Consider the following 15,174-nt stretch of genomic DNA (forward strand, 5'->3'; position numbering starts at 1 on the left):
ATAAAGAGGTGTTTACCTTTTGATATATACAAATTGTAAGCTGTATAAGCTAAATTCGAAAAAAGTATTGAAGTATCTATTAGCTGTTTCGGATAATAATTTCTTTGAGCAAAAATATGTGGCCTCACAAATTGAACCATATATTGATACGTTAAAAAAACCAAGACTTATTGAGAAACCATCAGAACAACTAAAGGCCATACAATCGAAGATCAAAGGCTTGTTGTATGCAATACAAGTTCCGGATAATGTATTTTCAGGCATTAAAGGCAGATCATATTCACAAAATGCTCAGTGGCATAAAGGAACTAAGCATGTTTATAAAATAGACTTAACAGCCTTTTTCCCAAGTATAACCCGGGAGAAGGTTTATTCTTTTTTTAAGGACGATTTAGAAACATCATCAGATGTTGCGGAAATTATAACGAATATAACAACAGTAGATATAGACTTAACAAATTTACAGAATGTCGAGCAAGTCAATGAGTTTTTAATTTCAAAGAATGTAAAAACGAGGAATCATCTTATTTCTGGAGCTCCAACAAGCCAGATACTTTCATATATGGCGAATCATAAGATGTTTGACGAAATACAATCACTGGCTAATCATAATGGCATCGTGATGACAATTTATGTTGATGATATAACCTTTTCTTCTGAGAATTATATATCAAATAAATTCAAAAACAAAGTTCAATCTATTATTAAAAAGTATGGGTATCAAATTTCTGCACGCAAAGTTAAATCATATTCTAAATGTTATCCAAAGTTGGTGACTGGTGCTATTATTGATAAAAATGGTTGCCTTACTGTAAAAAATTCATTGCGGTATAAAATCATGTCTACGTTAAATGAACTAAAAGAAAACCCTAATAATAAAACCGCAAGAAGGAAACTGAGAGGACTTGTTATTGCGGCGAGACAGATAGAACCGAATGCATATCCTTCTGTACATAAACTGGCTTTTGATAAAAAATATAAGGTGAATTAAAAGGTCTACAATGAATGATAACGCATTGTAGACCTTTTACTACTGTGATAAATAAATTTCTATAAATATAGCAAAAATCCGAACCCATCACCAACAGGAACAACCTGTCTTATGAGGTTCGGATTTTCATGCTTTGGTGCGGGTAAAAGGACTTGAACCTTCACGTCTGCTGACACTAGAACCTAAATCTAGCGCGTCTGCCAATTCCGCCATACCCGCATAGCCTATTTATTATAACAAAATAAATAGGCTATGTCAAGAAAAAATTTTCTTTTTATTTTTGAAATATAAATATTATTTACATTTAATTCCTGTCTATATATTATGTCTTTTTAGTATATTGTCCCTTTATTTTACAAATAATATTGTTACAAAATTTGTTAGCTTATGTTTTGACAAATTTAGTGCTGTATGGCAATTACAATAAAATATAAAAAGGAGCGTTAATATATGAAAGCAACCGGAATAGTCAGACGAATTGATGACTTGGGACGTATCGTTATACCAAAAGAAATAAGAAGAACTTTAAGAATTCACGAGGGCGACCCTCTTGAAATATACACAGACAGTGACGGTATGGTTATATTTAAAAAATATTCACCTATCGGAGAACTCAGCGAATTTGCTCATCAATATGCCGACACATTAAACAAGTCTACAGGTTTACTCACCTGCATCACAGACAAAGACAGTGTAATCGCTGCCAGCGGAAACGGCAAAAAGGAACTTAAAGAGAAAAAGGTTTCCGGTGAAGTTGAAAAAATAATGGAAAAGAAAACAATGTTCTATTCCAAGCAAAATGAGAACACTATCAAAATCATTGATGACAGCGACAAATACAAAGCAGGAGTTGTAGCTCCTATCGTACACGACGGCGACCCCGTCGGAACAGTTATATTCATAGCCGAGCCTGAAAAGAGTATGAACGAAGTTGAGCAGAAATTAGCAGAAACAGCTGCAGGATTTTTAAGCAAGGCTCTGGAATAAAAGACATAGAATACGCCCACGGCTTCAGGCTATGGGCGTATGTTTTTATACAAAATCCGACAGTATTATATTTGACACATATATATAATCAGATTTTATTTTTATTATGTCCCCGTACTCTTCCATTGTTTTGAGCAGGTTTATATGCTTATTCAGCTGTTTTCCGAAAACATCAAAAATATCTTTTCCAAACATATTCATAAACTTTTTTTTTGAAATTCCACGGTCGAGTCTCAGACCCAAAAACACAAATTCACACATTCGTTCATATTCAGCAGTTTTATCAATCTCTATAATTCCGCTTCCGCTGTTATTTACACGATCTATATATCCGCTTACACTTCTTTCGTTGTTAAAACGGAACTTCCCTATACATGAATACGCTCCCGCTCCAAATCCAATATAATCATCTAAATTCCAGTATAAAAGATTGTGACGTGATTCATATCCCGGCTTTGCAAAATTCGATATCTCATATCTGTTATACCCATTATTATCGAGATAATTTACGCAGAAGTCATACATCTCCCTATTTTTATCATCATCGGGCAAGTCTAAATTTCCGTCGTTAAAAAGTCTCCAAAAGGGCGTTCCCTCTTCAATCTTTAATGAATAAGCCGAAATATGTTCAGGCTCCAGCTCTGCCGTCTTTTCCAAAGTCTCTTTCCATAAGTCCAACGACTGGTTCGGCAATCCAAACATCAAATCTACAGAAATATTTTCAAACCCGGAATTCCTGGCACTTTTAAAACATTCCAAAAAATCATTATAGTTATGTACCCTGCCTAAACTTTTTAACATATCGTCAGCTGACGACTGCATACCTATGCTTAAGCGGTTTATACCGCATTTTCTCAGCCTGCTGAGTTTTTCAAAGTCCGCCGTTCCAGGATTGCACTCTATAGTAATCTCGGCGTCATCTTTAATCGAAAAATTATTTTTAACAGCCTCAACAATCTTCTCTGTCAGCGCGGTATCAATATATGTCGGAGTTCCTCCTCCTATATATATTGAGCTGAGTTTAGTATCAGGCAATTTTAATTTTGCCGTTTCGATTTCCTTTATCAAAGCATCCGCATATGAATAACTCATATCCGTCATTCCCGAATATGAGTTAAAATCGCAGTATTTACATTTTTGTTTGCAAAAAGGTATATGAATATATGCTCCGGTCATATTTTAATCTCCAAAATTATTCATCAAGCTTCAATACGGACATGAATGCTTCCTGCGGCACTTCTACGCTTCCTACCTGGCGCATACGCTTTTTACCCTCTTTCTGCTTTTCAAGCAGCTTACGTTTTCTGGATATATCTCCGCCGTAACACTTTGCCAAAACGTCTTTGCGCATCGCCTTAACCGTCTCGCGGGCAATAATCTTTCCTCCGACAGCGGCTTGTATCGGCACTTCAAACAACTGTCTCGGAATAACCTCTTTTAACTTTTCAGCCATTCTTCTGCCCCTGGAATAAGCTCTGTCCGAATGAACAATAAACGACAGTGCGTCAACCATTTCACCATTAAGCAGCATATCCAGTTTAACCAGGTCTGACCTCTCATATCTTTCAAACTCATAATCAAACGAAGCGTATCCTCTGGTTCTGGATTTCAGCGCGTCAAAGAAGTCATATATAATCTCGTTCAGCGGCAGAAAATAGTTGAGCTGAACCCTGGTTTCATCAAGATATTCCATATCTATATAGGTTCCCCGCCTGTCCTGACAGAGCTCCATTATACTGCCGACATATTCCTTTGGCGACAGAATAGAAGCCCTGACTATCGGCTCCTCCATATAATCAATTTCTGAAACGTCCGGCAGATTTGTTGGGTTGTCTATAGTTAAAATTGTTCCGTCCGTTTTTATTACCTTATACTCAACCGACGGCGCGGTTGTTACCAAATCAAGGTTAAATTCGCGCTCTAACCTTTCCTGGATTATTTCCATATGCAGCAGCCCAAGAAATCCGCACCTGAATCCAAATCCCAGAGCCACCGAAGTTTCCGCCTCAAAATTAAGCGCCGCGTCGTTTAGCTGAAGTTTTTCCAACGCCTCGCGGAGGTCGTCGTATCTTGCTCCGTCAGCCGGATATATACCGCTGTATACCATGGACTTAACTTCCTTATAACCCGGCAGAGCTTCCTCAGCGCCGTTTTCAGAAGTTGTCACCGTGTCGCCGACATGAACATCCTGCACGTTTTTAATGCTGGCGGTAATAAATCCAACCTCACCCGCAGAAATTTCATCAGCTGAAACCAAACCGTTAGGATGCAGATAACCTACGTCTACAACATCAAACTCACTGCCTGTCGCCATCATTTTTATTCTCTGACCGGATTTTAGCTTGCCGTCTATAATCCTAACATAAACAATAACACCCTTATACGCGTCATAATAAGAGTCGAAAATAAGCGCTTTCAGCGGTGCGTCTTCATCTCCGGCCGGTGGAGGGATAAGCTCAACAATCTTTTCAAGAACCTCTTCAATATTGATTCCGTTTTTAGCTGATATTAAAGGCGCATTTTCTCCATCTATGCCTATAACATCCTCTATCTCCTGCTTCACCTCGTCCGGTCTTGCGCTGGGAAGATCAATTTTATTTATAACAGGTACGATTTCGAGGTCATGCTCCATAGCTAGATATGTGTTTGCCAAAGTCTGCGCCTCAATACCCTGAGCGGCGTCCACTACCAAAACAGCGCCCTCACACGCAGCCAGGGAACGAGACACTTCATAGTTAAAATCAACGTGTCCCGGAGTGTCTATTAAATTAAGCTCATACTCTTTTCCGTCTTTAGCTTTATAAATCAATTTCACGGCACGCGCTTTTATGGTAATCCCGCGCTCACGCTCCAATTCCATATTGTCAAGTATCTGCGCCTGCATCTCACGCTGGGTTAAAGCCCCGGTAAACTCCAAAAGCCTGTCTGCCAAGGTGCTTTTTCCGTGGTCAATATGAGCGATTATTGAAAAATTTCTTATATTATCCTGGCGATTCATTAGTTTTCCTCCAAGTCGGTTAATCAATATAAACGAACATAACTGTTCTACTGACATAATATTCTAACATAAACCGCCCCAAATATCAACATCAAATTTGCCTATAATCTATCTGTATCTGTCTACATCCTTGAGTGTTATTCCATCATTTACGGCAATATTTATCCCATTTGCCACCACTGAAGATATATCGTCAATTATAGTGTCAACATCTTTCGGCGCAACTATAAAGCTTCCGAACTTTGGTTTTATAACCTCTTTTATAAGCTCATACTTTTCGTCAGCCATTTCACCGATTAGCTTTAAAGTCTGTCTTGTCGGCAAATCTTTCAAAACTCCTGCCTTGCCCTGGCTGGCAGCATTAACCAGCATGTCCAGCGTATCTCCGGCAATTGTAGCGGCGTCTACAACCGTGGGTACTCCGATTGCAATTACAGGCGTTCCCAAAGTGTCAATATTTAAGCCCTTGCGCTTATTTCCAACCCCCTCACCGGGAGTTATACCGGTATCAGATATCTGTATAGTTGTGTTGACGCGCTCCATTTTTCTTGAGCAAAGAGCGTCTATAGCAATAACAAGTTTGGGCTTTATCCTGTCAACCAGACCCCTTATTATCTCTCCGGTTTCAATACCGGTCAGTCCCAACACTCCCGGCACAATGCCGCAGATTGAGCGCACACCGTTCTGAATCTCGTCAGGGACATACTCTTTTAGATGCCTGGTTATCATTAATGACGATATGACCTTGGGTCCAAGTGCGTCCGCAGTGATATTCTGATTTCCCAAACCTACAACCAAAATCACATCATCGTCTTTTGTTATAAACTTATCAGTCAGGCTTTTCAGTTCCTCAGCGCATACCTGGCACATTTTTTCATATATTTTCTGTTCTCCATAGAACCTGCTGGGCATTTCAATCGTTATATAGTCACCCTTAGGCTTTCCTAGGTTTTCTTCTCCCTCTTCATTTAATATTTTTACGCGAGTGACTTTTATTATATTTTCAATAGAATATTCATCAACAGATATACCACCGACCTCATCAGCTTTTTCTGCCGTTTCGGAATATAATTCTTTCGCTTCCAGCGCTAAGTCGCATCTAACTTGTTCTGCCATTTTATCACCTCATAAAATTTTATATAGATATATTTTTTCGTTTATCTTAATTTATATACTATAAGATTATTTATAAAAACACACGGCGCTGAGAATTGAAACTGTTTTTGGATTAATAAAAAAATTTAAAATAATTTTAAAAAAAGTCTTGCATTATGGAAAATATAATGTTATAATACGTAATACTGATGTAAAAATCAAATCGTTATTGTTTGGAGGTGAAATTATGCCTAACATTAAATCAGCTAAGAAAAGAGTTAAAGTTATTAAGAAAAAGACTCTTCAAAATCAGATTATTAAGTCTCAGCTAAAGACCGCTATCAAGAAGTTTGAAGCTTCTTTAAAGCAAGGACAGGCAGCTGCCTCCGATGCTTACAAGGTTGTTGTTAAGAAGACAGATCAGGCTGTTGCGAAAGGTATTCTTCATAAGAACACTGCTTCTCGCAGAAAGAGCCAGTATTCAAATATGCTTAACAAAATCGCGTAGCATAATCAAGATATAACAGGCGGTATGCCTGCAATAAATTGAATCCATGGTTGCTTAGGCAACATCTAACACTTGGAATCATTAAAATTCTACAAATGATCGGAGCCGGACGCGGCTCCTTTTTTATTTTTAAGTTGACATAAGTCATATTATATGTTACAATACGTTCAGATTTTAAGATTGGAGTTGAAAGAATGCGTAATTTTTCTTGCTGATATTTTGGCATAACAGAATTATGGAAGCGGATCCTTCCGCCTGTTTGTTATGCCCGCGCAGGAAAGTTACCAATTCATACAACTCAAAATGTTTTTATATATTTAACCTTTTTCATTATTATGAAATTTTTTGAGCTGCCGGGATTTACTTTCTTGCAGCTTTCATAATTTTGGAGGAGGTCTTTTTATGTCCCAAATTAATATTTCAAACCTGACGTTTGCCTATGAGGGCAGCTATGACAATATATTTGAAAACGCGTCTTTTCAGATTAACACCGATTGGAAAACCGGATTTATTGGCAGAAACGGCCGCGGAAAAACAACGTTTTTGAACCTGCTGATGGGTAAATATAAATACAGCGGAACAATTTCATCATCTGCAGACTTTGAATACTTTCCGTTTGATATTCCTGACGACGATGTTGACACAATCGATATTGCTGAATTTATTTTCAGTGATTTTGAATATTGGAAACTTTCCCGTGAAATAAACTTGCTCGGCATGAGCGATGATATTTTATATCGGCCTTTTTCCACCCTTTCCGGCGGTGAAAAAACAAAGTTTCAATTGGCGGTTTTATTTTTGAAAGAAAGTAATTTTCTGCTTATAGACGAACCAACAAATCATCTTGACGCTGAGGGACGTGAAACAGTCGCAAAATACCTCAGTCAGAAAAAGGGGTTTATCCTTGTTTCACATGACAGAGCCTTTCTTGACAAGTGTGTAGACCACATAATCTCAATAAACAAAACAAACATAGAAATACAAAAAGGAAATTTTTCATCATGGCTTTTAAACAAAGAACAGCGTGATAATTTCGAACTGGCCAAAAATGAAAAGCTAAAGAAAGATATAAAACGGCTTTCACAGTCAGCGCAGAGAACCGCCAAATGGTCAGACAAAGTAGAAAAAACAAAATGCGGAACCAAAAATTCAGGCCTCAGACCCGACCGAGGTTTTATAGGCCACAAGTCCGCAAAGATGATGAAGCGTTCAAAGTCTATAGTTTCAAGGAAAGAGTCGGCCATCGAAGAGAAAGCCGGCCTGTTAAAAAATATCGAAACAACTGACTCGCTTAAAATACACCAAGTCCCATTTAAAACAAAACAATTGATTCATATGGAAGATGTATCTATAAAATATGACGCAAACATAATTTGCGATAATATAAACCTGGATGTTCTGCAAGGTGACAGAGTTGCAATAGAGGGTAAAAACGGCTCTGGAAAATCCAGTATACTCAAACTGATTTGCGGTGAAAAAATTGAGCATGGCGGCACTGTTCAAATAGGAAGCGGTTTAATCGTTTCATATCTTCCTCAGGATGTCTCTTTTCTTTCTGGCAGCTTAAAGAAATATGCCATTAAGAAAAATCTAGATGAGACATTATTTAAAACCATTCTCAGAAAGCTTGATTTTTCACGGATACAATTTGAAAAAGATATGAACAACTATAGTCTCGGTCAAAAAAAGAAGGTGCTGATAGCGCAGAGCTTATGTGAAAAATCCAATTTAATGATATGGGACGAACCTCTGAACTATATTGACATATTTTCTAGAATGCAGATAGAGAACTTGCTCTCAGAATTTAAGCCGACAATGATTTTTGTTGAGCATGACAAAATATTTTGCGATAGTATCGCAAACAAAACAATCCATATATAAATGTATTCCGCATTTGTAAAATACGTAGTATAAATTTGCTGACTAATATACTCGAATTTACTCATCCTGCATATTCAATATTTTCAGGCTGAATACACATTTTTCAGCCTGAATACCATATTTGCAGCCCGAAATTCTCTAGATTTACATGACAGCAAAATAATGTTAATCAAACTTGTTCCGCACTTACAGCCTTATATACTCCTCATTTACAATCAAACATTTTAAAATTAAACAGAAAACCAGACAAAAAATTAATGGTGTTTTTAGTGAACTTCGGTAGGTGTGACCCCACCTGTATAAGGTGGGTATGATACATAGTGACCTGTTTTGACTAAGCTACAATGTCTATAAATTACTTAGTTGTGATGTATTGCGCGCTTGCGCGTCTCGTTAGGTGAGCTGCCATCTCACGCGAAGCGTGAATATATTTAAAGCAATTTATCATAATCCGTTTTATATTAAACTGTCCCACGACTGCGCGCCTTACGCGGCAGATTTCATCTTCATTGAGTATACATATTAATGACCTTGTAGGTTGTAAAGAAATGAGTATGTATGTATAACACACACTTTTTAAGAAAAGTGTGGTCACAGCCCTACCGATGCTTGCTACACCACATTTTTCTGTAGTTTTTATATTCCTTTTCATTACATATGACTCAACATTTCTGTTCGATTTATTGTTATATTTCCATTTCGTCTCATTGTTTTAGAGCTAGAAACTTACTTCTTTTATATAGTAATCGTATATTGTTCATTGTAGCAATTACGTCTGCAGTTCTTCTCAGAGACAAAATGCTTACTAAAATAATGCCAAATAAATGCTGTATCATAATATAATTGACGTCTTGAAATGGAAATTATTATATGTTATAATTATTTATATTGACATTGAAACATTTTATATAAATAAATTTTAGAATGGAGTGATTTTTTTGAACGAAACAATTAAAACACTGCTGGAAAGAAGAAGTATCAGAAGCTTTAAAAGCGAGCAGGTCAAAAATGATGATTTGGATTTGATTCTAAAGGCCGGAACCTATGCTCCGACAGCCCGCGGCACACAAGCTCCGGTCATGGTCGTTGTTCAGGACGCTGAGACCATTGCTGAAATGGAGAAATTGAATGCGGAAGTTATGGGAAATCCTGAAGCTAGACCTTTTTACGGCGCTCCGACAGTTATTGTAGTATTCTCTGACACCCGTCTTACCAATAACGCCTTTCAAGACGGAAGCCTTGTGCTCGGCAACTTAATGAATGCCGCCTTTTCTTTAGGAGTTGACTCCTGCTGGATAAATCGGGCGACAGAAACGTTTAAAACCCCTGCCGGAATAGAGCTTATGAAAAAGTGGGGGCTTGATGAAAATTATATTGGTATCGGAAACTGTATACTGGGTTACAGAGATTGTGAACTCCCCGAAGCCAAACCGCGCAAAGACGGATATATAATCCGAACATAAACCAAAATAGGAGAGTATACAAATGAATTTTAACTGGTTGAAAAACAAAAAATTTACTGTTATAGCCGCTGTATTATCGACAATGCTTGCGGCAGGAACTCTTGCAGGATGTTCAAATGTTTCAAAATCAGACTTTGACGCCCTGGAAAAACGTGTAGAAGCACTGGAAAAAGGTACAGACAACGAGAGCGGAGATAAAAACTCATCTGAGACAAACAAATCAGGCAAATCAACTGCTTCTCCCAAAACCTCATCAAAGCCAAGCTCTGATAACGGAGAGTTTGACTCCGAAAATGTAAGCAAGGCAATTGATGTTCAGGAATACGACTATATTGACGCAGATGACAATAAGTTTTCTTTCTTTATCTTTGATAACACTTCAAACTTCGACGTCAATGCCCGAATAGAAATAGTATGCAAAGACGCAGACGACAAAGTGCTTCAGGAAAGCGAAAAGAAAGTTCCGGGATTATCAAAAGGCGAGAGTTCATTCGCCAGTTTTAAGGTCGACAAAGACACCGAAACAATTGTCAGAACAGTGTATTATGAAGAATATAAAGGGAAAGACGTCTCAATCGGCGATATATCCGCTAGAGCTATAAGAGCCCAGGGCGGAGCCAACATTACCATTAGAAACAGCGGCTCGGCAGAAGCTGAAGATATAAAATATTTGACGCTGTTTTTCAGCGGCGATGATTTGGTCGGATTTGATTCCGATAAAGTCCCGGATATTGAAGCGTCATCCAGCAAGACCCTGGCTTCTGTCTGCTACGAAGAATTCGACAGCCCTAAGGTTTATGTTGCTATAGACGACGAATAATCCGAGAAAAATTTATATATAAATTTATTAAAATTGGGAACTTATCAAAAATTATTACGTCTTATAAAATATAGGGAGAAGTTTCAAATTCTGACCTATCTTTAGCAAAGACGGCAAACACAGATGAAAGTGCGTATTCCTCTGTCTATCACCGCCGTCTTTGCTAGGCACCCTTATAAATTATTTTATGGAAGTAATCCAAAATTGGGTTTGTTTTCAATTTATTTTCTGTAAACAAAATAGAGCTTCATTATATTGTGTCAATCTTCAAATGTTAGATTTTTTGTCTAATTTCAAAGGTCGGCTCATATTGCTTGAAGCCCTATTTTTTTATTATCTCATATTATCGCATACAGTTATTCACATATTTCACCGGAACGTCCATTCTTTCGGCCGCTTCTTCCACTGTCATTCCGCTGTCTATAAAACGCTTACATACGCTTTTCATATTTTCTCCAACCTCAATAATATGTTTATCAGGGTCATAAAAACGGACAACTCTCTGTCCCCACCTATGCTCGTATACCTTATGAAGATAGTCTATTTCAAGCTTTGATAGCCTTTCCGTAAACTTGTCAAAATCATCTTCTTCAAAATATATTTCCGCATCGTTTCCGCCAAAAGAAATATCTTTATCTGACGCATTAATAAACTCGAGCCACGAGTCTTTTGTTTGAAGACACAACCCTCCCGTCAGAGTTATATTTGCTCCAAAGTCCATAATCACACGCAGACCCAATACTTCTTTATAAAATTTCTTTGAATTTTCTAAGTCTGTTACTATTATCATTGGATTTTTTAATTTCATTTTGTCTACCTCACTATTTTTATTTAATATCAACTGATTTATAATTATCTATACAAAACTTCTAAATTGCCGTTATATCCCATACTATCCGACTTTCCCGGCGCTTTTAATAATTTGCTTTTTTCATTCTTTATTCCTGATTTTTTCGATAACAGTCCCTATGCCCACTCCTAATATCATTCCAAATACCAAGCCGTAACACATAAATTTTCCTATTTTCCCCTGAGAAACACCTAAAGCACAACCTACTGCCATCCCCAGTATTGTTCCTAAAATCATACATATGGTGATTGGTTTACTAATTTTTTCATAGAACATCTCTTCACACTTCCATCTTCACTCTCGATAAGCAGCAAACTAAAAATCAATACAATAACTATTTATAATTTTTATCCTCTAAATAACATTATGAATTTATATTTAAAAAAGTTGCTTCATAAGCGGGCTTCACACACATGCGGAGGAATATTCTCTATAAAACCATTGGGACGCAATTGACAGCAAGACAATGCGCTGGACTTATCCTTAAACGCTTCTGCATAATCATAACATATATCAACAAATTCTTTATAACTTTTCCTAGACAGCTGTAATAAAAATCAAACTTTCCTCCGCCAGCCCACATTTTGCCCCAAAACCTCGCAAACCGTACAAATTATATTACTTCACAGCGGTTACATTAATTCTCCTGAATGTTTCAAAGCACCTGCCGTCAGGCTGAATCGTCCTGCTAATCATTTCCTCAACAACTTCGCTCCTAAACTCTTCTTTTAATTCGTCAGGTATCTGCTTTATAAAAGGCACAATGCTCGGCTGGTCTATCCATCTGATCATTTCTTCCTTATCAGCAAAAAATCTATCTTCATTTTTTTCAGACACTTCAGCTTTTGAGAAATTTACTGATTTGATTAACTCTATATACTCTGCTTTTGACGGCATAAACCAGGGCCATTCAAAATCTTTAAAATACTCAGCGTATTTATTGCTTTTCATTTTTTCCCGTATAACTTCAAAAAAGTTTGAACATGTTCCGCCGCCGGCAAAGTTCCAGGCTATTTTTCCATTGGGTTTTAGAGCCTTATAACTCCTCTCCAACAAATTTTTATGGTCTATAATCCAATGTAAAGCGGCATTTGAAAATATTAAATCAAATCTTTTTTCAAAATCCATAAAATTTACACCCATTTGAACAAATTCTAAATTTTCACAGCTCAGTTTTTTTGCCGTCTTAACCATTCCTAAAGATGCGTCAATCCCCAAAACACTCCCACGGGGCGTTAATTCTGACAACTGCTCTGTCAAGACTCCGTCTCCGCAGCCTAAATCCAGTATTATTTCGTCACCGCTTAACTCCAATCCCGAAATCAGTCTGTTTCCCCATTCTTTCTGATGTTTAGAAGCCTTTTTGTACTTTTCTCCGTCAAATTCATACGTTCCCAATATTAAACAACTCCTTATTGCAGTTTTAATTCAATTTATTGGATTATTACCAATATTTTAAATTCTTTTTTATTTAAATTTTTAGAATATTAACTCAAAATGTATAAATCCAACTAGAAATGATAAACTCCAAAACCGACGTATACTCTATAGAATTCAACCTTTATAGAATTTATTATATCTAAGAATATACTATTCTGCTATCAGATTTAAAAATCTTAAAAACTACATTGCTTATAAATTTTAACATATAATATTAAAAAATTCCAGCTTTATAGAATTTATTATATCTAAGAATATACTATTCTGCTATAAGATTTAAAAAATCTTAAAAACTACATTGCTTATAAATTTTAACATATAATATTAAAAAATTCCAGCCTTAATTATTATTGTTGAGCACAAAATATGAAATTCAGTTAACAACATATTTATATACATAATTATTTGGGTTTGGATATGCACGCGCAGCGCGCGGCGGCTGCTCACCTAACGCGGCACATAAATATGCCCTTCCGATGCTCGCTTCAAATCTTGGTTTTGCTATATCTTATTTTTAAAATAGTAAAACAAAGTTGATTATGTATATAACCATTTTATATATTTATGTAGAAAAAATGTGCATTTACACTCAAAACACGGTCTATTTTTTTTATTAATCTATACAAAAAATAAAATATATATTTATCTATCTTAAAAAGCAGATATTTTGGCGAGCATCGGTAAGGCGTGCTTGCACGCCTCGTTAGGTGAGCAGCCGCCGCACGCTTAGCGTGCATATCCAAACCCAAATAATTATATAAATACTTATTACATACAAACTAAACGCATTTTTAAGCTATTAAATAAACAGATATATTACTGAAAGCTTCTTTTATTATATAAAATAAAACAGAAGCTCAAATATTAAAATAAATATCTGTGCTTCTGCTTAAAACATATTTTACAAATGATTATAATCTAATTATATCAATTTACTTTTTTACAATCGGTAGCCATACTTCGCTTCTGTAATCTTCCGCCTGCTGATACCGCTCAGGATAAACTTCAATATCCGGCGCCGCAGCATATTCATAGCCTGATGTTGGGAGCCATTCAGATATTATGCGCTGCTGTGTATTTTGTATTGATTCCGGCATTGGTCCGACGCTTTCAAACATTGCATAGGTAGTCTCAGGAATAATATATTCTTCCATCCCATCAGGAACAGGTTTTTCAGTAGCGACAGCTATAAAATATCCGGAAAAATCTCCTTTGTCACAAGTTGAAACTCCTAATATTCCCTCAGGCTCACTGCCGTCCATCAAAGCGCACAACTTGTCAATTCCGCCTTGCTCGCCAACATTTTTCCAGAACTGCGGAACTTTTTCGAAACATTCTTCCATTGTCATAGGCTCTTTTAAAGAAAACCCTACGATACGAAATGATTTTTTAGTCTTAATTTTGTAATCCATTGCTTCTTCTCCTTTTATTGATAAAGTGAAGGTGATACGCGGAAAAGTTGTAAGCCGGACTCCCTCTGACTTTGCCTTAGACGGTGAAATACCATGTACACTTTGAAAAGCACGGTTAAAAGCTGTCGGCGACTCATATCCATACTTAAGTGACAAATCAATAATCTTTTCATGACCGTTTATCAAGTCAAAAGCGGCAGCGCTCATACGTCTTCTTCTGATATATTCAGAAATTGTAACTCCTGCAATATAAGGAAATATTCTTTGATACTGAAACACTGAGCAGGCCGCAAGCTGAGCCGCCTTCTCCATTTCTATAGTTTCGGTCAAATTTTCCTCGATATATTCTATTGATTTATTTAGTCCTTCTATCCAATCCACTTTTATCACCTTCCAAAGCTATTATACAAAATATTATATTTAAAAACCTCTCTGCCTCTGAACAATTAAAGAGAGAATTTGAAAAGTCAGCAAAAAATAGGCAGAAAGTTTAAAGTTGTTTCTTTTGTGATGTATTGTGACCACATCTGCAAGTTGGGTTACATATTCGGATGCTTGCCAAGCACATTTTTATAATTTTATTGAATTATTTTCCTATATACTATGTTCTCAGTGAACATCGGCAGGGCGTGTTTACACGCCTCGTTAGGTGAGCTGCCATCTCACGCGAAGCGTGGGTATATTCAGAGCAATTTATCATAATCCGTTTTATACCAAACTGTTCCAGGA

Annotated in this window: 13 protein-coding genes and 1 tRNA gene; 6 read left to right on the forward strand and 8 right to left on the reverse strand. The window is 36.8% G+C overall.

All coding sequences use genetic code 11. The features are described 5' to 3' along the window. Nucleotides 1-19 precede the first annotated feature (19 nt). On the forward strand, nt 20-991 hold the full coding sequence (locus B9O19_RS04325) for a reverse transcriptase family protein (protein ID WP_245863008.1): 972 nt from the start codon (nt 20-22) through the stop codon (nt 989-991). A gap of 134 nt (nt 992-1,125) precedes the next feature. Here B9O19_RS04325 and B9O19_RS04330 read toward each other — a convergent pair. Next, a tRNA-Leu gene (locus B9O19_RS04330) sits at nt 1,126-1,210 on the reverse strand. Between the two features lie 231 nt (nt 1,211-1,441). On the opposite strand from B9O19_RS04330, the gene spoVT reads away from it, so the two are divergent. Next, nucleotides 1,442-1,978: a stage V sporulation protein T gene (gene spoVT, locus B9O19_RS04335; protein WP_102365268.1), complete on the forward strand. Its 537-nt coding sequence runs from the start codon at nt 1,442-1,444 to the stop codon at nt 1,976-1,978. Between the two features lie 45 nt (nt 1,979-2,023). Here spoVT and hemW read toward each other — a convergent pair whose 3' ends face one another. The 3 genes from hemW to gpr all read right to left on the reverse strand — a co-directional run bounded on the left by hemW (nt 2,024) and on the right by gpr (nt 6,092). Next, nucleotides 2,024-3,154: a radical SAM family heme chaperone HemW gene (gene hemW / locus B9O19_RS04340; RefSeq protein ID WP_102365269.1), complete on the reverse strand. Its 1,131-nt coding sequence runs from the start codon at nt 3,152-3,154 to the stop codon at nt 2,024-2,026. A 16-nt stretch (nt 3,155-3,170) separates the two neighbouring features. Continuing rightward, nucleotides 3,171-4,976: a translation elongation factor 4 gene (lepA, locus tag B9O19_RS04345; protein WP_102365270.1), complete on the reverse strand. Its 1,806-nt coding sequence runs from the start codon at nt 4,974-4,976 to the stop codon at nt 3,171-3,173. A 108-nt stretch (nt 4,977-5,084) separates the two neighbouring features. After that, complete coding sequence (gene gpr / locus B9O19_RS04350) at nt 5,085-6,092, reverse strand: GPR endopeptidase (RefSeq protein WP_102365271.1); 1,008 nt, start codon at nt 6,090-6,092, stop codon at nt 5,085-5,087. A 226-nt stretch (nt 6,093-6,318) separates the two neighbouring features. Between gpr and rpsT the strand changes: the two genes are divergently transcribed. The 4 genes from rpsT (at nt 6,319) to B9O19_RS04370 (ending at nt 10,743) form a co-directional block, all read left to right on the forward strand. Further along, complete coding sequence (gene rpsT, locus B9O19_RS04355) at nt 6,319-6,579, forward strand: 30S ribosomal protein S20 (protein ID WP_102365272.1); 261 nt, start codon at nt 6,319-6,321, stop codon at nt 6,577-6,579. A gap of 402 nt (nt 6,580-6,981) precedes the next feature. After that, on the forward strand, nt 6,982-8,460 hold the full coding sequence (gene abc-f / locus B9O19_RS04360) for a ribosomal protection-like ABC-F family protein (RefSeq protein ID WP_102365273.1): 1,479 nt from the start codon (nt 6,982-6,984) through the stop codon (nt 8,458-8,460). A 938-nt stretch (nt 8,461-9,398) separates the two neighbouring features. Further along, nucleotides 9,399-9,923 (forward strand): nitroreductase, encoded by a 525-nt coding sequence (locus B9O19_RS04365; protein WP_102365274.1) that lies wholly within the window; start codon nt 9,399-9,401, stop codon nt 9,921-9,923. A 22-nt stretch (nt 9,924-9,945) separates the two neighbouring features. Next, complete coding sequence (locus B9O19_RS04370; RefSeq protein WP_102365275.1) at nt 9,946-10,743, forward strand: hypothetical protein; 798 nt, start codon at nt 9,946-9,948, stop codon at nt 10,741-10,743. A 343-nt stretch (nt 10,744-11,086) separates the two neighbouring features. On the opposite strand, the gene B9O19_RS04375 is transcribed toward B9O19_RS04370, so the two are convergent. From B9O19_RS04375 to B9O19_RS04390, 4 genes are all read right to left on the reverse strand, one after another. Continuing rightward, a complete protein-coding gene (locus tag B9O19_RS04375; protein WP_102365276.1) occupies nt 11,087-11,551 on the reverse strand; it encodes a VOC family protein in 465 nt (154 codons plus the stop codon). 123 nt (nt 11,552-11,674) lie between these two features. Beyond that, nucleotides 11,675-11,869, reverse strand: coding sequence for a hypothetical protein (locus B9O19_RS04380; protein WP_102365277.1), 195 nt, complete (start codon nt 11,867-11,869; stop codon nt 11,675-11,677). A 342-nt stretch (nt 11,870-12,211) separates the two neighbouring features. Beyond that, complete coding sequence (locus B9O19_RS04385; RefSeq protein WP_102365278.1) at nt 12,212-12,991, reverse strand: class I SAM-dependent methyltransferase; 780 nt, start codon at nt 12,989-12,991, stop codon at nt 12,212-12,214. A gap of 974 nt (nt 12,992-13,965) precedes the next feature. Further along, a complete protein-coding gene (locus tag B9O19_RS04390) occupies nt 13,966-14,826 on the reverse strand; it encodes an AraC family transcriptional regulator (protein WP_102365279.1) in 861 nt (286 codons plus the stop codon). Between the last annotated feature and the right edge of the window lie 348 nt (nt 14,827-15,174).

It is taken from the genome of Monoglobus pectinilyticus (genome assembly GCF_002874775.1).
Taxonomy (GTDB): Bacteria; Bacillota; Clostridia; order Monoglobales; family Monoglobaceae; genus Monoglobus; species Monoglobus pectinilyticus.

Bases quoted from the DNA above. Each gene is read 5' to 3' on its own strand.
- spoVT (WP_102365268.1), top strand. From the start codon at position 1,442: ATGAAAGCAACCGGAATAGTCAGACGAATTGATGACTTGGGACGTATC.
- hemW (WP_102365269.1), bottom strand. From the start codon at position 3,154: ATGACCGGAGCATATATTCATATACCTTTTTGCAAACAAAAATGTAAA.
- lepA (WP_102365270.1), bottom strand. From the start codon at position 4,976: ATGAATCGCCAGGATAATATAAGAAATTTTTCAATAATCGCTCATATT.
- gpr (WP_102365271.1), bottom strand. From the start codon at position 6,092: ATGGCAGAACAAGTTAGATGCGACTTAGCGCTGGAAGCGAAAGAATTA.
- rpsT (WP_102365272.1), top strand. From the start codon at position 6,319: ATGCCTAACATTAAATCAGCTAAGAAAAGAGTTAAAGTTATTAAGAAA.
- abc-f (WP_102365273.1), top strand. From the start codon at position 6,982: ATGTCCCAAATTAATATTTCAAACCTGACGTTTGCCTATGAGGGCAGC.
- B9O19_RS04370 (WP_102365275.1), top strand. From the start codon at position 9,946: ATGAATTTTAACTGGTTGAAAAACAAAAAATTTACTGTTATAGCCGCT.
- B9O19_RS04375 (WP_102365276.1), bottom strand. From the start codon at position 11,551: ATGAAATTAAAAAATCCAATGATAATAGTAACAGACTTAGAAAATTCA.
- B9O19_RS04380 (WP_102365277.1), bottom strand. From the start codon at position 11,869: ATGTTCTATGAAAAAATTAGTAAACCAATCACCATATGTATGATTTTA.